The sequence below is a fragment of the Capnocytophaga sp. oral taxon 864 genome (assembly GCF_002998835.1).
In the GTDB taxonomy this organism is placed as follows: domain Bacteria; phylum Bacteroidota; class Bacteroidia; order Flavobacteriales; family Flavobacteriaceae; genus Capnocytophaga; species Capnocytophaga ochracea.
The window spans coordinates 708989-729641 of sequence record NZ_CP027232.1 but is presented as its reverse complement, the minus strand read 5'-3'; the positions used below and the strand labels follow the sequence as shown (position 1 = coordinate 729641).

The 20653-nt window shown below is 37.6% G+C and carries 16 protein-coding genes and 1 pseudogene; 5 read left to right on the top strand and 12 right to left on the bottom strand.

All coding sequences use genetic code 11. From position 1 onward, the window contains the following. Nucleotides 1–51 precede the first annotated feature (51 nt). From C3V44_RS03300 to dapB, 6 genes and pseudogenes are all read right to left on the bottom strand, one after another. Nucleotides 52–3159, bottom strand: coding sequence for a glycoside hydrolase family 2 TIM barrel-domain containing protein (locus tag C3V44_RS03300; RefSeq protein WP_106095515.1), 3108 nt, complete (start codon nt 3157–3159; stop codon nt 52–54). 47 nt (nt 3160–3206) lie between these two features. Continuing rightward, complete coding sequence (locus C3V44_RS03295; protein ID WP_106095514.1) at nt 3207–4742, bottom strand: sulfatase; 1536 nt, start codon at nt 4740–4742, stop codon at nt 3207–3209. 517 nt (nt 4743–5259) lie between these two features. Beyond that, nucleotides 5260–5882 (bottom strand): annotated as a pseudogene (locus tag C3V44_RS03290) (WbqC family protein). A 1-nt stretch (nt 5883) separates the two neighbouring features. Next, nucleotides 5884–7437: a signal peptidase I gene (lepB, locus tag C3V44_RS03285; protein WP_106095513.1), complete on the bottom strand. Its 1554-nt coding sequence runs from the start codon at nt 7435–7437 to the stop codon at nt 5884–5886. A 19-nt stretch (nt 7438–7456) separates the two neighbouring features. Continuing rightward, nucleotides 7457–8287: an HAD family hydrolase gene (locus C3V44_RS03280; RefSeq protein WP_106095512.1), complete on the bottom strand. Its 831-nt coding sequence runs from the start codon at nt 8285–8287 to the stop codon at nt 7457–7459. A 99-nt stretch (nt 8288–8386) separates the two neighbouring features. Beyond that, on the bottom strand, nt 8387–9088 hold the full coding sequence (gene dapB / locus C3V44_RS03275) for a 4-hydroxy-tetrahydrodipicolinate reductase (RefSeq protein WP_106095511.1): 702 nt from the start codon (nt 9086–9088) through the stop codon (nt 8387–8389). A gap of 80 nt (nt 9089–9168) precedes the next feature. Between dapB and C3V44_RS12035 the strand changes: the two genes are divergently transcribed. Beyond that, nucleotides 9169–9312 (top strand): hypothetical protein, encoded by a 144-nt coding sequence (locus C3V44_RS12035; RefSeq protein ID WP_164996604.1) that lies wholly within the window; start codon nt 9169–9171, stop codon nt 9310–9312. 135 nt (nt 9313–9447) lie between these two features. Here C3V44_RS12035 and C3V44_RS03265 read toward each other — a convergent pair whose 3' ends face one another. Further along, nucleotides 9448–10224 (bottom strand): C40 family peptidase, encoded by a 777-nt coding sequence (locus tag C3V44_RS03265; RefSeq protein WP_009418743.1) that lies wholly within the window; start codon nt 10222–10224, stop codon nt 9448–9450. A 109-nt stretch (nt 10225–10333) separates the two neighbouring features. Between C3V44_RS03265 and C3V44_RS03260 the strand changes: the two genes are divergently transcribed. Both C3V44_RS03260 and C3V44_RS03255 read left to right on the top strand, forming a co-directional pair. Then, on the top strand, nt 10334–11248 hold the full coding sequence (locus tag C3V44_RS03260; RefSeq protein ID WP_106095509.1) for an NTF2 fold immunity protein: 915 nt from the start codon (nt 10334–10336) through the stop codon (nt 11246–11248). Next, the gene (locus tag C3V44_RS03255; RefSeq protein WP_106095508.1) at nt 11248–11586 is read left to right on the top strand and encodes a cell-division protein; all 339 of its coding nucleotides are present in this window, start codon (nt 11248–11250) and stop codon (nt 11584–11586) included. The genes C3V44_RS03260 and C3V44_RS03255 overlap by 1 nt, the downstream gene beginning before the upstream one ends. On the opposite strand, the gene C3V44_RS12180 is transcribed toward C3V44_RS03255, so the two are convergent. Then, a complete protein-coding gene (locus tag C3V44_RS12180; protein ID WP_164996588.1) occupies nt 11556–11867 on the bottom strand; it encodes a hypothetical protein in 312 nt (103 codons plus the stop codon). The two genes, C3V44_RS03255 and C3V44_RS12180, sit on opposite strands and share 31 nt — an antisense overlap. A 266-nt stretch (nt 11868–12133) precedes the next feature. On the opposite strand from C3V44_RS12180, the gene C3V44_RS03245 reads away from it, so the two are divergent. Then, nucleotides 12134–12877 carry a class I SAM-dependent methyltransferase gene (locus tag C3V44_RS03245; RefSeq protein ID WP_174683108.1) on the top strand — a complete coding sequence of 248 codons (744 nt, stop codon included), beginning with the start codon at nt 12134–12136 and terminating at the stop codon, nt 12875–12877. A gap of 144 nt (nt 12878–13021) precedes the next feature. After that, nucleotides 13022–13261, top strand: a complete 240-nt coding sequence (locus C3V44_RS03240; RefSeq protein ID WP_009411771.1) for a hypothetical protein — start codon at nt 13022–13024, stop codon at nt 13259–13261. Nucleotides 13262–13265: 4 nt separating this feature from the next. Here the strand turns inward: C3V44_RS03240 and C3V44_RS03235 are convergent, their stop codons facing one another. The 4 genes from C3V44_RS03235 to C3V44_RS03220 all read right to left on the bottom strand — a co-directional run bounded on the left by C3V44_RS03235 (nt 13266) and on the right by C3V44_RS03220 (nt 20646). Further along, nucleotides 13266–15956, bottom strand: a complete 2691-nt coding sequence (locus C3V44_RS03235; protein WP_106095506.1) for a M16 family metallopeptidase — start codon at nt 15954–15956, stop codon at nt 13266–13268. A gap of 83 nt (nt 15957–16039) precedes the next feature. Next, on the bottom strand, nt 16040–17803 hold the full coding sequence (locus C3V44_RS03230; RefSeq protein ID WP_254425463.1) for a leucine-rich repeat domain-containing protein: 1764 nt from the start codon (nt 17801–17803) through the stop codon (nt 16040–16042). 46 nt (nt 17804–17849) lie between these two features. Continuing rightward, nucleotides 17850–19043 (bottom strand): DUF4929 family protein, encoded by a 1194-nt coding sequence (locus C3V44_RS03225; protein WP_106095504.1) that lies wholly within the window; start codon nt 19041–19043, stop codon nt 17850–17852. Nucleotides 19044–19299: 256 nt separating this feature from the next. Beyond that, nucleotides 19300–20646, bottom strand: a complete 1347-nt coding sequence (locus C3V44_RS03220; RefSeq protein WP_254425462.1) for a RagB/SusD family nutrient uptake outer membrane protein — start codon at nt 20644–20646, stop codon at nt 19300–19302. Nucleotides 20647–20653 lie beyond the last annotated feature (7 nt).

Genomic DNA, 20653 nt, shown 5'->3' with positions numbered 1-20653 from the left:
CGACTTGAGTTTATCAAGAAGTCTGTGCTTTGCTTATATAAGAATATGCCATTAAAAAGCTTCTATTCTGTAACTATAGCTGTAAGGCTGATACAGATACAGTAGGTATTGTTCCATTGGTAAGTTGCCCCAGCTGTTGTCACCTCCCAAACCTAATTGTTGCAAGTCGATGTCTAAGTGAGTATACTTATCAGGGGTGAGTTCACCTGCGTGTGTTTGTCCTTTTTCTATACCAGGGAATAACTGTGCAGGACTATAAGGCAGGGCATTTATATTTAGTAGAGAACCTGTACTATAAATGGCAATGTTTACTCCTTTTTTCTTACTGAGCTTTGCCCAACGTACATCAGTTTTATTACCATTCTCTTGCGGACGCACATAAGGGTAATACTGGTTAGCAATAGCTCCTTCGTACAAGCCTATCATAGCCGATGTTTTCCTATCCCAATAACTTTCCCAAGGACCTCTACCATACCACTGAATGCGCTGAAAAGGCAGAAGTGTAAGATGATTGCCTATCTTAAAAGTAAGCGTTATGTCGTTCTTTAGAGGTTTGAAGTGATTGCTCACCGTTACGGAAGGCTTGCCATCAAAAAGCAACTCTTGAGTATAATCAATTGTACCTTCTACCAATCGTTTCCGTAGGGTTATCTTCACTTGACCAGAGTTTAGTTTCTCTACCGATATACGGACACTATCAGCTTTTTTATCTGCCTCTTGAAGCTGTTGCAGTTTTTTAGGTAAACCTGCCCCAAAGTCGTTATCAGTGCCAGCCCGCCATAAATTTACCTCTAAGCCTTCGGGAGCAAAGAGTTCTTCATTCTTCACTTGAAACGATACCCATTTGCCTGTTTGTTTATCTATTTTAGCTGTATAATGCTTATTATGCAATAGAATGTGACTAGTTGTTTCTTCTACCTCTAAAAGTGTTGTATCAGCAATAGCTTTTTGAGGAGTGTAGGAGGTGAGAGGAAACTCGGCAAAAGCAAGTTCTGTACCTTTCTTTAAAATGCCTTCGTCTTGTTTGAGACGGGCGGTACATTGCAAGATATATTCTGCCTTATTGTCTGTTTTAAGAGGAGGTAGTAAAAAAGTAGCCTCGCTTTGTGGTAATACTATTAAGTTGGTAATATTACCACTTTGAACAGGCACACCTTCTTTGAGCAGTTGCCAATGTATTTCGTAGTTTGATAAATCTTTAAAGAAATGTTTATTGCGCAATATCAGTTGGTTATTTTGATATTGGAAACCTATTTCTTGTTGCACTTTGCGTACTTCATAGGCGTGAGGATGCCAACTTCTGTCGGAAGCTATTACTCCATTGATAAGAAAATTATTATCACTGGGGGTATTTTTATCACCGTAATCACCCCCGTAGGTTACTATTTTCTTGCCATTAGGTAAGGTCTTATAAAGCCCTTGATCGATGAAATCCCAAATAAAACCACCTTGTAGTTTAGGATAATGCTCATACACGTCCCAATATTCTTGAAAGTTACCTACACTGTTACCCATTGCGTGAGCGTATTCACATTGCAAGAAGGGTTTAGTGTGATTGCTGAGTGCATAGTCGATAAGGAAAGGAATACGACGGTACATACGCGACTCGATATCTGTATTCCAATCGTAGTGAGCTAATTCATAGTGAATAGGGCGTGAGGAGTCTAAGCCTTTTATGTGTTGGTAGCCTTTGTAGAAGTTCCAACCGTTACCAGACTCGTTGCCCATACTCCAAAACAGAACCGATGGGTGGTTTTTATCGCGCTTTACCATACGTTCCATACGTAGCAAATGAGCATATTCCCACACGGGGTCATTGCCGATAGTCTTATCCATTTCATAATGCATACCGTGGCTTTCTATATTAGCCTCGTCCATTACATAAATCCCATATTTATCGCAAAGGTCATAGAAATAAGGGTCGTTAGGGTAATGAGAAGTGCGTACAGCATTAAAGTTGAGGGCTTTCATCTGCTTTACATCGTTCTCCATCTGTTCTTGACTCACTACTTGTCCCGTATGCGGGTTGGTTTCGTGGCGGTTTACTCCTTTGAAGAGTATGCGTTTGCCGTTTACCAAAATGTTAGCACCTTCTATCTCAATCGTTCTAAAGCCTATGAGACGACTTACTACTTCTTTCACCTTTCCCTCAGCATCGTACAGCACCATTTGTAAACGGTACAGATAAGGCGTTTCGGCACTCCACGCTCTCACTTGTGGCAATTGTGCTTCGAATTGCAATTCGGTTTTACCAAAGGCTTTTTTGAGTCCGATAGTTTCTTTTTGCTCTTGGTAGAGCAGTTGTTCTTTGTCGAACAGACTTACTTCTACTTGGTATTTAGAGGCATCGCTTGGAGTTTCGTTCCATATTTCTACCGAAGTGGTGAGTTTGCCATTGGTGTAGTTTTTATCTAAACCAGCGCTGATGCTAAGGTCGTATAAATGCACTTTAGGTCGCATATAGAGGTAGCAATCACGAGAAATCCCGGAAAAGCGCCACATATCTTGGCATTCGAGGTAGCTTGCGTCCGTCCATCGACGCACTTCCATTGCAATGAGGTTTTTGCCCTTAGTGATATAAGGTGTAATGTCAAATTCCGAAGCCAACTTGCTGTCTTTACCCATACCCACAAACTTACCGTTTATATACAGTTTAAATGCCGATTTCACTGCTCCTAAATGTAAGTATACCTTTTCTCCTTGCCAAGAAGAGGGCAAATCGAAAGTTTTGCGATACAGACCAGCATTTTGTTGGAGACTATCAGGAATATCGGGAGGAGTAGGGTTCTTTTGATTGAATTCGTAAGAAGCGTTCACGTAAATTGGAACGCCATATCCCTGTACTTCCCAATTAGAAGGTACAGGAATTTTCTTCCACTGACTTTCGTTAGAATTGGTTTTGTAGAAGTCTTTTGGCAACTGACGATAGTCTTCCTTCCAGAGAAATGACCACAAGCCATTGAGATTTAGGAAACGTGCTGATTGCTCTATCGTACCATTTTTTGCTTTAGCTGTATTCTCAAACGGAAAGTAGGAGGCACGCATTGGCATTCGATTGATTTCTTGCAGTGCTGGATTTTCGAAAATGGAATCCAAGTGTTGTGCATAAGAGACTATAGTTAGAAAAAATGATATAATAATGTATAGGTAGTTTTTCATACAAATAATATATTACAAATTTTGGCAAAGTTGAATCGTTATAAAATTTATTTCACAGGAAACTCTTTATTGAAAAATACCTTCTCAGCCAAATCGTCTTGCTTGTCTCGAATTTCTTTTAAAAGTAAAGATTCTAACTGTTTAGTAATTTTTAGATATTCTTTTTTGCCATAGACGTTGTTGAGTTCTTTAGGATCGGTTTTGAGGTCAAATAGCTCCCAAGTATTCACGCGTTTGTAGTAACGAATGAGTTTATAACGATCAGTGCGAACACCAAAATGAGGTGATACTGCGTGCTCCCCGTTTTCGTAGTAGTGATAGAATATTTGATTGCGTATAGGTTTAGCTTTTTTAGCAAACAACGGTAAGAACGATTTGCCTTGTATGTCAGCAGGGATAGGCAGGCCTGCTAATTCTAAGAAAGTAGGCGCCAAGTCGATGTTCAATACAAAATCATCGTTGGTTGTGCCTTTAGGAAAGAGCTTAGGGTAAGAGACAATCATTGGGGTACGGAAAGATTCTTCGTACATCCAACGTTTGTCAAACCAACCGTGCTCGCCCATATAAAAACCTTGGTCGGACATATAGATAATCACAGTATTGTCTTTCAATTTGTGCTTTTCTAAGTAATCGAGCATACGCTGAATGTTCTTATCCATCGATCTTACGGTAGATAGATAATCACGCATATAGCGTTGGAACTTCCATTGTGCTAATTCTTTACCACTGAGGTTTGTGCTGAAATACTGTTGACGTATAGGATTGTAGAAATCGTTGTAATGTGCTAATTGAATAGCGGTCATACGAGAGAAGTTTGCATCTTGCACTTCTTCTTTTTCATCTTTGAACATCTTCAAATCGTAGCCCATTATCATATCCTTACCAATGGACATTTCTTGCAAACTTGCGGGCTTGCGAGTTGCATAATCGTCAAAGAAAGTATCGGGCAATGGGAAGTTTACCTGTTCATAAGCTCCTAATTCAGGTAAATCGGGCATCCAAGTACGATGCACCGCTTTATGCCCCACTACCAAACAGAAAGGTTTATTAGGGTCACGACGATCGAGCCATTTTTCGGCTTCATCTTCAATGATATTGCTTACATAACCTTGCTCGTTTACACGTTTTTTACCTTCAATGATAAAGTCGGGGTTAAAATAACGACCTTGGTCAACTAAGATTTTGAAGAAGTCAAAGCCCTTGGGGTCATCACCTAAGTGGTATTTTCCCACCCAAGCAGTTTGGTAGCCTCCTTGTTGCAAGAGATTCACAAACTGTTGTTGTGAAGAATTATAGTGTGATGTCTCATTGTCCATAAAGCCATTCTTATGGCTATACTTACCCGTGAGAATACAAGCCCTACTAGGACCACAAATGGAGTTGGTAACAAAAGCTTTGTTGAACCTTACACCCTCATTAGCAAGTTTATCAATTGCAGGAGTTGCATTAGTAGCCCCATTGTTATAAGCCCCAATCGTTTGATACGAATGGTCGTCTGAAACAATAAGTATAATGTTAGGTTTGCTTTGTGCAAAAACTGTTGTGGCATATAAAAGCCCAAAGAAGAATACGAATTTTTTCATAAATGAATTGGTGTTAAAATGAACCACAAAAGTACAGCGACTTTTTTAAAGTACCAAATTAATTAAGAAAAAAATATTCTATTATGAGTATTTATATAAAAAGAAGTTAGCAATAGCATTCTAAATATAAAAAAGCTCTCTAATTTCTTAGAGAGCCTTTTTCACAATGCATATAAATACTACTACTAACTCCAAAAATGAAGAAATTTTTTCAGTTTTAGAATCTCTACTACTGTTCTCAGTAATAAAGTTTTTTTACATAAGATTTTGTTTTAAGTTTGATAGTTTTAATGAAAATGTTTTTTCTAATTCTTGTTTTAACAATGTTTCTTTTAGCAATCTTCTGTCTACTACATTGAAAACTCTGTGCCAAAAAAACATTCCTTTATATTACATTTTGTAAATTACTGATTATAAGGAAGTATATTTTGATAATAAAAAATTAATTACTTTTTGTAACCTTCTTTTTATTTGTGTAATTACACGTTTTTGATGTCTATTTACACACTTTATAGCACTACACTTTTACCTTAGTTAAAAACTCTTGTGTATTAGGTCCTTCGTGGAAAAGCAAATCTAAAATAGATAAGTTAGGAATAAAACCATATTTATCTGAGAATATTTGGTGGTAAGAGGGCATTGTTACAGGGTATTTTTTTTAGCACTACTCAAAAAACGATAGTCTTTCACTCCTTGTGGCTCGGCTTCATACGTTTTTGTCTTGTCAAAGTTAATATGTACTAACAAACAGGCTAAAACGGTCTCAATTGTGTCGATATTTACATCGAGTAGGTAAGTATATTGCTTTTCAAAAATACGTACCAAATCGTCTTCATAATACTCAAAATAAGGAGATGTGCGATAGGCTGTCTCTAAACTTTTCCAGTGCAGACGTTGCCATAGGAAATTATTCTCCACTTTCACATCTTTGAACAACTGTCGTCCGGTATCACCTCCTACGTGCTTAATAGGTAAGTTTAAGGATTGTTTGCCATTGGCACCGTAAATATATGTGCGATTGCGCAAGGTTTGTTTCTGATAGTTATCAGACACTTCTAAAACGCAAGGTTTGTTCAACATCAAGTGAAATTGAGCAATAGAAGGAAAATAAGTAGGGTGTAATAATACTTGTTCTACCATATTATTCTTTTACTTTTTTCTTTTTAACCAAACTATATACCAACCACAAACCAAGTAACCCAAATACAATATATCGGTAGGACACAGGTTCACCTTCACCATTTACGGTAGTGAACAAACGCTGCCAACGTATTTTCTTAAATCCTGAGGCATTCTTGTCTAAACTCATCCAAATGAGTACGGGTTTACCAAGTACGTGATCTTCAGGTACAAAACCCCAAAAACGACTGTCTTCTGAATTGTGACGGTTATCTCCCATCATCCAGTAGTAATCTTGTTGGAAGGTATAAGAGGAAGCTTTCTGTCCATTGATGTAAATATCATCACCTTTTGTTTCTAATTTATTGTGTTCATACTCACTAATAATGCGTTTATACAAAGGCAAATTCTCTTTAGTAAGTGTTACGTTTTTTCCTTTGGCAGGAATGGTAATAGGTCCGTAATTATCCTCATTCCAAGCAAAAGTAGGGCTGTGAGGGAAGATTGCAGGATTGTAGACCCCAGCCTTATTTATATTGCGAGTAACTGACACAATACTTGTATTAGCTTCCAAAGCCTTAGCTACGTCATCTGTAAGGGAAGTAAAAATATAAGTGTCGTTGTTTATGGGATAAGCGGGATCGGTAACACCGTACTGTTGGTACATCACTACTCTAAACTCATCGGGATGACTGAATAAATTGGGTTGTGTAACCACTATATAAGAAGTTTGTAACTTGGCACGTACAGGATAGATTTCTTTTTTGCCATTTATCCATACATCGCCGTTTTTGATTTCTAATACATCGTTAGGGATAGCTACTGTGCGTTTTACATAGTTAGACTTCTTATCTATGGGCTTATCTACGTGAATACCCGAATTGTCTCGGAAGTACCTTACTGTATCGGTAGGCCAGTTGAATACCGTAATATCATTGCGCTGTACTTTCTGCAAGGCAGGTAAACGCAAATAAGGTAACTGAGGCGTTTTGATATACGATTTTGTACCTATTACGGGAATTGAATCGTGTACCATAGGCAATGATAGTGGAGTCATAGGTACACGCACGCCGTAGTGAAACTTACTTACAAAAAGAAAATCGCCCACCAAGAGGGTTTTTTCTAAAGAAGAAGTAGGTATCATATAAGGCTGTATAAAGTAGGTGTGAATAGCCGAAGCTGCTACTACCGCAAAGATAGTAGCACTCACCCAAGAGGAAACATTCTTTTTGATGGCTTCTACATCTTTACCTACGTAGTGTGTAGAAGGTAAATAGGTTATGTAGGCAGCAAAAAGTCCCAAAGTAATTATTGATAGCAAGGTGTAACGCTTCTTGCGATAGTTAAATACGTGTAACCATTCGTAAGTCATCACAATTACCATAATATTACCTATTACAGGCAAATACAACAGGAATACCCACCACCAAGGGCGAGAGATGATACGTAAGAAAATAACGGTATTGTAGAAGGGAACAAAGGCTTGCCAAGCTTTGTAACCTGCTTTTTCATATCCTTTCCAAAAGAATAGCCCATTAATGAGCTGTGCAATGATTAAAATATATAAATATATCATAATGATGAATGATTAACGTTTAAAGGTTCATTACTTTTTGTTCTCTCAACTGTTTTAAGAATGTTGCCACACCGTCTTTGGAGTGGTGAAGCGTTATGTATTTGGCTACAGCTTTTACTTCGTTGCGAGCATTAGCAACTGCTACGCCACAACCTACGCCTTTGAGCATCTCCAAATCGTTATAGTTATCGCCAAAAGCTATTGCTTCGCTCAAAGGTAAGTGATATATCTCGTTTGATACTATTTTCACTCCTGTGAGTTTAGAAATACTGATATCTGATAGTTCTATATAAGTTTCTCTCCCGCGATAAATTTGCATTACCTCTGTATATCTATCGTTTAGTAGCTTGAACATTCGCTCTATAAGAGTTTCTTCTCCCATTAACATTAGCTTGTGAGCGCCGTGTCCTGCTTGTTTCCACTGAGTGAGTACTTCGCGATTGGGTCGCACGGTAGGAGTTACTTTGGTAATTGTTTCTTCACGTTGTGCCCATTCATCGTTAGCGGGTACATACCACTCGTCGTTATAATAAAAGCTAATGTGTATCTGAGCATTGAACTCTTGTTCGTTGAGAGCGACTACTTCTTCGAGAATAGAGTAGGGGATAGTAGTAGAGTGTAGCACCTTTTCGCCATTGAGCACTAATCCGCCATTATAAGCGATAAGTGGTAATCCTGCGATGCCTAAGTTTTTTTGTATGTGATACATTTGCTCAGGCATACGTGAAGATACTAAAATGAAAGGTATTTTGTCTTTCAGTTGTTTTACTTCGTGAATGGTGTTCTGCGTAAGGGTTCGCGAACCACTTAATAGAGTGCCATCGATATCAGAAAAGATAATTTTATACATTCTTTTAGTTAAGAGTCCTATGTTAAAAATTATGAGTTATTAAAGTGCAAAGATAATGCCTTTTTTTAAGATAAGTAGTTTTTTGATTAAAAAATACGCTTAATGAAGGTTGAGTACATCGTTCATCGTAAATACTCCTTGCTTACCTACAATCCATTCGGCTGCTATAACGGCACCGAGAGCAAAGCCTTTGCGATTGTGAGCGGTATGCTTGATTTCTATGGTGTCTACCTCACTGGTATAGGTGATGATATGAGTGCCTGGGACGCTATCTATGCGCTTGGCTACGATAGGAATTTCGTTCTCGGTAGCTGTGTTTAAATGCCAACCTGTTTTATCAGTTTCAGCGATAATACTTTCTGCCAAAGTAATCGCAGTACCGCTGGGGGCATCGAGCTTTTGAGTGTGGTGAATTTCTTCGATAGCTACCTCATAGTCTTTGAGTTTAGCCATCAGTTTGGCTAAGGTTTTGTTCAGTGCGAAGAATACATTTACCCCTATACTGAAATTAGAGGCGTAGAGAAAAGCGGTTTGGTGCTTTTGGCACAAAGCTACTGCCTCATTGTATTGGGCTAACCAACCGGTAGTACCTGCAATCACGGGGACTTTGTGTGTGAGACAGTTGCTAATATTAGCAAAGGCACTGCTGGGGGTGCTGAATTCTATAGCCACATCGGCTATTGTAATGTCGTAAGAAGTTTCGGCATTATCTATTTTTAACACGATTTCGTGTCCGTGAGCGATGGCTATTTGTTCAATGGTTTTACCCATTTTGCCATATCCGAGTAAAGCTATTTTCATAATTGACTATTATAAATTAAATATTTTATTTCTTCTGTTAAAATACGCAAAGTAGTAGTAGCACGACGGTCAGATAAACAATGAACGAACAAAAGACGGAGCGAGCCGCACGAGCAGATAAAGAAAAGACGAACAAAAGACGAACAAAAGACGAACAAAAGACGAACAAAAGACGAACAAAAGACGAACAAAAGACGAACAAAAGACGAACAAAAGACGAATAAAAGACGAACAAAAGACGAACAAAAGACGGAGCGAGCCGCACGCGCAGATAAAGAAAAGACGAACGAAAAATGGTTCGAGCTGCACGAGCAGATGAACGATAAACGAACCTAAGATGTAGGAATCTTGAATTTATACTACTTTTCAGTCGTTGAGATTCTTCGCAAGAGGCGTAGTTGGTGAGTGTAATTGCGCAGTTCACTATTAAAAATACCGATATGATCTAACCGGTCGATGCGCACTTTGCCAAAAGAATGAATAATCCTGTTGTCGCCTAAGAGAATGCCCACGTGAATGATATTGCCTTCTTCGTCGTCGAAAAAAGCTAAATCACCTGCTTGGCATTCTTCTATAAAACTAAGAGAAACACCACAAGTAGCCTGTTTTTTAGCCGTACGAGGTAGGTGTATGCCGTTGAGTTTGAAAACCATTTGCACCAGTCCGGCGGCATCTATCCCAAAGGGAGTTTTGCCTCCTGTTAAGAAAGGTACGTTTAAATATTCCAAAGCAGTGGGGATAATGCCTTGATGAGGTATTCTTTGGGTAGATTGTGAAGTTTGTAATAGATGATTGTGAGAAAAGGTAGCACCTTTGGGTATGTGCAGAAAGAGGTTGTCTCCGGTTTTCAAACGGAGTTTTGTAAGCCATCGGTGAGCGTATTTTTCTTTCTTTTTTAGAGATTTTTTGTAGTCCTTATCCGAAATTTCTGTAAACTGACTGTTGGCTACCCAGCCTTCAATATTGTCGAACAGCAAGCGTACATAGCTCCAATGCTCTTCTTTATCAATTACTTGCAACAACTCTCCGAAGAGTAATTGCGTAATCATCTCAGCCCCCTCAAAGGGCTCTAAACGTACGGGAACAACGCTCAAATGGCATATTCCATAAGGTGTTTCTAATATCTTCATATTCATCACGCCTGCAAAGATAGCAAATAATTAAGTATTAGCAAGAAACTATTCATATTTTTTTGTTTTTAAATGCTATTTTGTCTACTTTTGCACTCATAACAATCACATTACTATGGCAGTTTACAAACACCCTATTACCTTAGAAGCCGCTTTAAAAGAAGTAACCGAAGAGCGCTTCTGCAAAGGGCATCATTATAAAGATGTTGCCCTCACCGATGCGATGGTAGAGCAGATAGTGCAAGTAAAATCCTTAGTAAATATGGGTTTTATCAATACTGATATTACCGATGAAGCCCTCAAATACTTGGCTACTTTGCCCAAACTAAAACTTCTTTTTTTAGAAGACAATAAGCAACTCACAGGCGAAGGCTTCAAATACTTTGTCGAGAAACCTGTTGACCACGTTTCGTTGGACGGTTGCCCCGTAACCGATGAAACCTTGAAAATTGTTTTGCAAGTGCCTCGCTTGAAGTCTATTTCATTGCGCCGTACCCGCATCACTTTCGAGGGGCTAATGGCTGTGGCGCATTATAGCAGAATAAAGTTCTATCTCGATAAGTTTTTCACCGAGGAACAAATAAAAACCTTTGAACAAGCCCAGCGCACGGCAGGAAAGAAGAAACCTACTGCTACCAATGCTGATGATTTGCAAGTAGTGAAACAATTGCTCTTAAACTTTTTCTCGGCGATGACCCAGTGGGAAGAATTTGCTACAAAAAATGATGAAACAGAAGAGGATGACCTTTTGATAGAAGAAAAATGTAAAACGATTTTTAAAAAATATTGCACCGACAAATGCCGCATAGGCTATCGTCCTGAGTGGATTAGCTTTTCTATGACAAAAGGCGGGACCTATGGCAATCATCAAATTATAGATAGTGAAACCCTTACCAAGAATAAGATATATATTTACACCCAAGACGAGTTAAACTTTCAGTATCGCTTCCTAATTATCCGAAAAGACGGTATTTGGAAGATTGACGAGTGCCAATGGCGTGACGGAGGCTGGAAAAAATACGGATTATAATGAAGACAACTGCTCAACAACTTATAGAAAATGAACTTCAAAAAACAGTTCAGCAGATTAAAGAACATTTTCTCTCAGAAAAAGAGAAGCAAGAACTTGTAGATTATAAAAAGGAGTTAGAACAGCTATTATTCCTTAAAAACCTTTCAGACACCTATCATTTGGAACGAAAAAATATAGAAAAGCTCATTGTTTTGCCTGCTCCTTCTACCGATTTTGCTAATTTTCGTATTGTAGATGATACAGAAATTGAAGAGAGGAAATATTGGCAAGAGTTACAAATAGAGGGTGAAAAACTTTTTTTGAATCAGGGAGATATATTAATTAAGAAAAAATAATAAAGGTAAAAATTAAGTTTGTAGAATACAAAATTGAGTCTGTAGAAAGCAATATTAAGTCTGTAGAATACAATATTAAGTCCGTAGAAAGCAATATTAAGTCCGTAGAAAGCAATATTAAGTCCGTAGAAAGCAATATTAAGTCCGTAGAAAGCAATATTAAGTCCGTAGAAAGCAATATTAAGTCCGTAGAAAGCAATATTAAGTCTGTAGAATACAATATTAAGTCCAAACAATGCAATATTAAGTCCAAACAATACAATATGAAGTACAGGAAACACAATATCAGGTTCAAATAATACGATATTAAGTACAGGCAATGCAATATGAAGTAGAAAACTGACAGAATAGATAAGAAATATACTGAATATTATTTGTTTTTGGTAAAAAGTGAGGAAATATTTTTCGGATTTCTTGGATTTTTTATCAAGAATAATAGGGAAAGTAACAAAAATAGGTAGTAGAACGAAAAGATATAAAAAGGGAAAAAGCCCTATGGAATTTGAAATATAACTTAGTTAAGAGAAACTCATTTGAATAAATAAATATGATAACAGATATATCTCAAAAGCTAAAATCTGATATAAAAGTAGAAGATTTGAAGCAAGAAAATGGTATTTTATGCTGTATGAATGACTATTTCATTAGTGGAGATAACCAAAGGTATATGAAAATGTACGATTGGATGTCTTTTTTCTATGATTTTGGAGAGAAATGGATAGGAAGACTCAAGTATGGACACGCTATTGATCATCTACGTACCGAGTTGATGAGCCGTTTGGAATGGAAAAACAATATTTCGGTGCTTTATGTTTCCATAGGTACAGGAGCTGACTTGCATTACCTGCCACAAGGGATTGATTTGAAAACGATAGACCTTGTAGGAGTTGATATTTCGATGGGAATGCTCAAAAAGTGCAAGAAAAAAATGCAAAAGAAAACTAATTTAACGCTTGTACAATGCCCCGCTGAAGATCTTCCTTTTGCTGATAATATCTTTGATATTGTTTTTCACATTGGGGGCATTAACTTTTTTAACGACAAAACTCGTGCAATGAGTGAAATGCTTAGAGTGGCTAAAGTGGGAAGCAAATTGCTTATTGCAGATGAAACAGCCGACTTTGTGGAGACCCAATACAAGAAGAGTGTCTTCTCCAAATCCTATTTCGAAGGCAAAACAGTCGATTTGAATGCCATAGAACAATGTATTCCTACTTCAGTGGCTGAAAAGAAAACAGAATTGTTTTGGGATAATAAATTTTATGGTATTACTTTTAGAAAAAGTAACTAAATGAGTTATATTACTTTTAAAAGCAAGCTTATAATATGAAAAAGATATCCTTATTAACCTCCTTATTGGCGCTATTCTCTTGTGAACATTCACCAGAGCAACGAAAAACAGCAGAAGCCCTCCTTTTACAATCCGTGATTGCCTATGAATTATTGTGAAGAAAAGGACGGAGGTGTAGTGTTACGCTATTTTCTCAATTGTTCCGACTTGCACAAACAAAAAGATAACCGTTCTACTTATTTATACGATGAAATAACGCAAAAAGATTCCGAAACACACAGTAAAGAACGCGCTTATTATATAGGATATTACAAAAATAGGCAGCTTATTCGTTATAAAAAAGTATATCGAGGACAAGTGTTAATGGATAAAGAAATACACTAACGCTCTATTTATTCAATAAGTCAATACTTTCCAATATTTTTTCATAAGAAGAGAGTTCTTCTAAAGAGACATCATTTTTAAAGCAGTCCATAAGATAATTGCGCCAGTTATAAGCATTTTCATCAGAGAGATATTCTTTTTTGTTCACAGCAAAAGAATATTTAAAGTCAGTTAAAGCATTCTGGTTTATCTTTTTCTCTTTTACAAGATTATTGATAATTCCGATGACGCTTTTTTCTACATCATTGAAGTGTTTTTCATCAGTTTCACCACTTACGATAAGCACAAAGGTAGGAGTAGGCTCACTATAATACTCCAATTCTACATAAGGAGTGTACACCCAGCCCTTTTTTTCTCGTATTTCAGCAATCACTTCCTTGCGCAAGAGCTCTCGCAGCAGTTTGATAGATAATATACCTTTTAAATTCTTCTGATAACTATCTTTATATACGATATTGAAACTTGTGCGTTTGTTTTGTGTTACTTTTAGTGTCTGGAAAAAAGGTTTTTGTATAGTCTTTTTTACTGAGGCTCCCTCTTGTCTCTTTAAATGAGAAAGAGTCCCGACTAATTCTTTCTTTAGTTTATCTATCTCAAAGCTACCCGTTACTACACATAGAAGCTCATCAGAAGATAAAAAGTACTTTTGATAATAACTATAAAGCGTATCTAAATTCATTTTCTGAATATCATCAGTAGTTTTATTGAGCTCAGTAAGCGGATAAGTAGCTCCTTTTATGGCTTCTAATTTAAAAGCCATTTCTTTAAGAAGGTCTGCTTTTTTATCATTCTTTTTACTACTAAGAGATTGTATTTCATCAGCCTTCACCTCTTCAAAGGCTTTATATGCTCGCTCGGGATACCGCAACTTCTGATAGATAAGATTACAAAGCTCCTTGCTTTTATTCACAGGAGCGGTTGCCATTGCCAAGTGCTGATAGCCCTCAGTACCTACTATAAATGTAAGGTTGTTGTGATATAGTAGTTCTTCATAAGCTTCACCTTTTAATGATTCAATACCACCTAAGTGTACATATTGCAAAATATCTTCGTATTGTTTAAATTCCTTTGGTGGCAATAGCGAATACCCTCCTTTAAAGAGTAGTGTAACATTTAGTTTCTCATCATTTTCTGTAGGTTTGAGGTAAATAGTAGCTCCATTAGTGAGTTCAATCCTATGTATTCCTATTTCCTTAAAAAAGGTTTCATTTTTAATGTCTTTGGGATGAAAAGAAATCTCTTTTGTGAGTACCTCAGGTATAACAACAGATATTGTTTTTTCTTCTTCTTTGAAAATGGGAACGGTAGTATCAGGGTGTGCTATTCCATCACTGATAATATGCTTAAAATCCTCGTAAGTATATTCTTTATTATCTGCAGGAGTGTATAGAATGATAGGGTCTTTTAAATTCAGTACGTTTTTGCAAATGTGTTGCCAATGGTGGAGTTGATAGTCTTCTCTCAACTCTTTAATAAGTCTTTCCTTGTCCCTATACTGAGAGATAAAACGCTCTCTAAAAACAAAATTATCAATAAAACTCAGCACCCAATCCTCTGAAGTTCTCTCGGTGGGTATTTTCTCAATAGCAGTAGTTACTTTCTCTAAGGCTTTACCTATTTCTTCTTCTGTGAGTAAGGTTTTTACACCTTCAATAATAGCAAATGTTTTTTTGAGGGTTTGCTCTATATCGTCAGAGGTCATCTCTATCTCCAAAAAACTCGTTCTACGCAAATACCAATACTGACTGATACGAATATCTTCTTTATGTGCCCTAAAACGGTTATTAAGAATTTCTAATACTACTTTCGGAAGTTCTATTTCTTTTCTATATTCGTCTATGAACGGGGTACTTACGTACTCTATGGGGTATAACAAAGATAGTTTTGTTCTCTTGCCTTTCTCCTTTTCAACTGAAAACATTTTTTTATTGGGAAAGGAAATAGGTTTAAGATTTCCCACTTCTTCTCCTCGCTGTCCAAGCATTCCAAAGTGTTCTTTTATTGCCTTCTCAGTAGCTTGTGGGTCTATATTTCCTATTACAATAAGCGAGGCATTTTGTGGAGTATACCATTTCTCATAGAAAGAGCGAAGTTTTTTAGGTGTAACTTTAGCTATTTCTACTTTAGTTCCTATGGGAAAGCGCATCAGTTGCTTGTCATAGCCTACCATAATAGGGTTAAGGTCTTTGTAAGGCTTATAGCTGGCAATTTCCTGTGTGATGATTTTGCGCTCTTTCTCCACTGCCTGTGTGGTAATATCCATATAGTATAACCAATCGGATAGTATATGAATAGTCTTAGCTACCTGCTCAGTATTCACGTTCGAAAGGCTTACGCTGTATACAGTTCGGTCATCGGTAGTATACGCATTGATGTTTTCTCCATATTTTGCCCCTAAACTTTCCCAGAATTTTAGCGCGCTATTCTTAGGGTAATGTTTTGAGCCACTGAAAGCCAAATGTTCTAAGAAATGAGCAATACCTTCTTCTCCTTTCTGTTCTTGAAACGATCCTACCCGCAAACACAAACAGAGTTCCACCCTTCCTTTAGGCTGTTCATTAGGCATTATCACGTAACTAAAACCATTGCTAAGGGTTTCCTTTGTAGCATTATTGGGTAATAAAAACTTTTTACCTTGTGAAAAAGTAATTTCACTTACTAAAATAGCCACTACGAGTATAATATATCTTTGCATATTATTTACTAAAAAACTTTGGCAAATATAAAAAATATCTGCCAAAGCTCCTTAATTTATTATAAATAATTTACTGCAACTATCTATTTGAATGTTACTTTCTCACTTACAAAGCCATTTCTCATTTGCCCTAATAGTTTCGTGTTCTTCACAACGATTTTATAGCTTCCAGCTTTCTTTACAGTCAGCACACCTGTGTTGCTGTCGTACTGATAAGCACTGTTATCGGTATCTTTTAGGGTTACTTCGGTTTGTACACCGTGAGTAGGCTCTTGGCTAATGGCAAAAGTTACTTGGTTATTAGTAACTCTGCCTATCTTAAAGGCACGTTGCTTTACATAACTACACGCTTTTGAACTACTACCAGCTCCTGATAACGAAAAGTCAAGCGAAGGAAATGCTTTTTTAAGGGTATAAATAGCATCTGGATGCAATGCGTTATTTTCGCATTCTATGAGATTTATTTTAGCCGAAATGTTTTCTTGTCCATCGGTGTCGATGCTTGAAAGTGCGTTCCAATTTGCTAATAAACGTTCTAATTTAGCAAGTCCAGCAATTTTAAGATAGGAAAGAGCGCTTGGTGCAGTTGCTTTGGTCTCTCCTTTCTTATACCCATTAATATTTACTAAAGTAAGTTCTTTATAAGGTGATAAATCAACAGCAGTAAGCCCTTCGTTACCTTGCAAACTCAACATCGAGACATTGGCAGGAAGTTTGAAAGGAGTGCTACCTTTTAGTTCATTGTTGTTAAGATGGAGTTTGGTAACTTTGTTAAGAGAAGAAGCTTCAATATTTGCAATCTTATTTCCTGCAAGGTCAAGCGTTTTGAGTTCGCTTAACCCTTGAAGGGTGATGTTATTAAAATTACCATTCTGAATCATTAGCGAAGTAAGTTTTGGGCAAGCGGTAACGGATGCCTTAGTAACTGAAGAAATTTTGCTGATATTAATGTCGGTTAAGTTAGGCAATCCTTCCACACTAAGATTTTTCGCAGAGTTAGCAGTAAGTTTTTTAAGTGCCAATGAGGTCAATTTAGGATATGTAGTGGCATTAAAATCCAAATTCTTCATTGGAGCGTCCTCAATATTCAGTTCGGTCACATTTGCATTGTTCAGCAAATTGAGCTCTTTAAGTGTTTTTTCAGCACTCACCTGAATATTACTTGCCCCAATATTATTTAGAGTAACATTCACTAAATTCTCACAGTAATAATAACTACTTATGGCAAAATAATCCTCATCGTTAGTGGTTTTAAGGCTTGGGAAATCGGTTAAGGAAAGAGTTTCTAAGCCTTTCAAGTTACGAATAGTGATTTTTTCCAAAGGAGAAGTCTTTTGGGTATCATTTCCTTTGAGAATAATACTCTTTAAAGACGGAATGCTACCATCAATATACACAGTAGAAAGTTCAGGAGCAGTAAGTTCCACTTTTTCTAACTTTGTAAAGGCATTATTTACATCAAAAAAATCCAATTTGGTTATACCTTTGCCTCCACCTTTTGTGCCACCGAGCTCAGAAACAAAATAAGTGTCTTTACCATTAGCAGTTTCTTTTTTCCAGATGACCCCCAAATGTTCTTTTTTCCATTGCGAAGGGTCATCAGTTTTAAAGTCCTCTTCAAAGCCATTCATTTTAGCTATTTTGCGGAGGAATTTCACATCATCAGCACTACAGCTTGTCACGCTTTTAGGATCATCATAAATGGGAGTGGCAGGCGTAAGCTCTGTCCAAGGCACAGAGGGCTTGGGTTTGTCTGGGGTAGGTGTTTCGCTGTCGTCGTTCTTCTGACAGCTGATTGCCAAGCTCATTGCAAGGGCAATCATCGTGTAATTACGAATGTAACTCATTTTTAGTTTTGTTTATAATTAATTTTAAAGTGTTTTTACTTAATGTTTATTGGGCTATATACTCTATTTTTACGATAATGTAGTCCCCACCATATTCGTGAGAGATTAGAAATTCAAACGACATCTTCTTTTCCGTAAAGTTAATGCTTCCTGTTGAAGCTTTCCAAGCTCCTTTTTCATATTTATCACTTAAAATATTGGTAGTATTTAGATAATAAATAGGGTTAGGACCTCCCGCTTGCCCATTATTCTCTATCGCAATGGGATTTCCTTCATCTACTAACTTTTTAAACCTATCATAAGCAGAATAAGTGAATTGAAAAGGTACCATATCTGTTAAATCATCGTATAAATCCTTTGTCTTATGGATAAATTCTATTTGGCTAACCCCATTAGTAGGACTCCCTATCTTGATATTGTCCAAAGTAACCCCAAAAGTCTCTTTGCTATCCTTATTCCAATTAATCAAAGGCATTATAGCTTTTGCCACAGGTGACGCGGGAAAAAATTCGGTATCCTCAACGGTATTTTTTCTAAGCAAGAATAGCCAAAATTCTGTCAATCCCATTGGATTATCAGTCATTTTCAGTACAGGACTATCAGAAGTAGCCAAAGCACTAAGCGTGATAAGAGTACTTCCGTTAATTTCTCTTGTAAATTCCTTCACAAATGGTTCTGCATTACCACCAGCAGGACTAAAAATAGTACCTGTTACTTTTACTTTCCCCATAAAGGGGTACAAATCTATTCCTTTTGCCTTATAAGCGTTTAACAATTGGCGTTGGGCAGGGGTGAGATTCATTACTATTGCTGAAGGTTTTACAACTATAGCCAAATCTTCTTGTGCTATAAGCCCTGTTACGGGTTCAAAAGTAACTTTAAGGCGTTGTTCTTCGGTTATGGTTGCATTTGCTTTAAGAGTGAGGGTAAAAGTAGCCTCACGCGCCTCTTTGGCAATGATAATAGGATTAGCAGAAAGGCTTACAAGGTCGGAGGTTTGACCTTGTGCATCTACCACTTTTAGATGAATGGCCGTATCAGCATTCACTTTGGTTGTTAGTGAAAATTTAGCTTCAATTTTTTGATTAGCTTCTCCTAATGTAAGCACTTTATCGCCTTTGGCAGTGATATACACACGGTTTTCACCGCTGTATTGAGGAGCAGAGTCGTCGTTCTTAGAGCAACTCACAATGTTCAGGGCAATAAACATACCCATTGCTAATTTACTAATAAATTTCATATATAATACTCATTAAATGTTTCTTATTTGTATGTCAAATGTTTTTATCTTAACCGTTTAACATTATTACTTTTTCCACTTTATCTCTATCTTATCTTCACTCGTTCTTTATTTTTTCTTGTGGCTCATACCGTTCATTGTTCGTCTTTTGTTCGTCTTTCCTATAAGGTTCGTATAGGTTCTCCTAACTCTACCATTAATTTAAGCTTTAATAAACTAGCCCTATTTTTCATTTCACCAAAAAATGCTCGTCGTGCTACGACTGGTTTACACCTTCTCCAACATTCCATCCTTTATTTTGTAAAATAGCAGTGTTGTAACGCTTTTCAGAGGCAGGAATAGGAAGTGTCCAGCGCGGATCGGTTGCCTCAATGGTGTAGTTTGTACCTGCCGTAGTGGTACGCACAATAGGACGATGATTGCGCTTGAGGTCAAAAAAGCGGATGGGCTCTCCCACAAACTCTTTTTGCTTTTCAGAGAGCAAAAGGGTAAGCAGAGTGTCGGTGTCAGTAGCTGCTGGGGCAAGTGTATTGGCATTCCGAGCGGTTAAAAGGACATTCAGCAAGGCAAATGCACTGTTTTTGTCGCCTTGCTTGAGGTAGGCTTCAGCAAGTAGGAACACCAATTCTGATGGGCGTGTCCACGTGTAATACTGCACTTGTTCACGTGCCTTCACTTGCTTGCGATACTTGCCCAAGAGGCGATTGTTGGCATTGTGGGGAGCTACTATCGTATAGACATCAGTTCGTACATCGGTTGTAGTGTATGAAATAGTGCTTGCCACAAGCAAGTAATCACCTATGTTTTCATTGTATTCCAATTTCATATACGGTGAGACACTAACGTTGCGTGTATCTAAGGCAAAAAGACGCAAAGCAGAAGCATTAGCTGACCAAATATTAGCTGCGGGCAAAGTGGTGAGGCTTGTTTTGTATTTTTCGTAAAGCGGAAGCGCAAGCTCAATGGCTTTGACATTGTCCTGAGTCCACAAAGCCAACTCCGCCCTGATAAGTTGCGCTACCTCTGGGGTGATATAGTACGTATTGGTATCTTGCTCTGCCGAAATGGTGAGCAATTGCTCAATCACGTTCACCGATTGAGAAAAAGTAAGCCTGTTTTGCTCTTTGGTAAGGTTAAATTTGTCTTTTATCAAAATTCCATAGGGTTCGCTATTGGTTGTAGCATAAGCAGGAGAAAATATTTTCAGCAATTCAAAATAACAAAGAGCTTTGAGATAGATAGCACGTTGCTTGATGAGCCTCAATTGCCTACTTTCGGCATCGGTGAGGGGCGAAACATTAGGCAAACGCTCCAAAAGTACATTGCATTGGGCAATGGTAGCATAAAGAGACTTCCATATGCTCTCAGAATGATTAATAAGTTCACGCCCTACCCATTCGTAAGTGTTTTTGAGCTCTACTTCACGCGGAAGGTAGCTACTTGGTATCATATCATCGCTTCTTGCGACCCACGTAAGGGCATCGTTATAGGGAGCAAAGGACGTGTAAGCCGCTGCAAGCGAACGTTCAGCGGTAACCACCGAGGTAATAGCATCGGGGTCACTCACTTCGTCTTCTGGCGGAAGGTCTAAAGAACAACTCATAATAGCT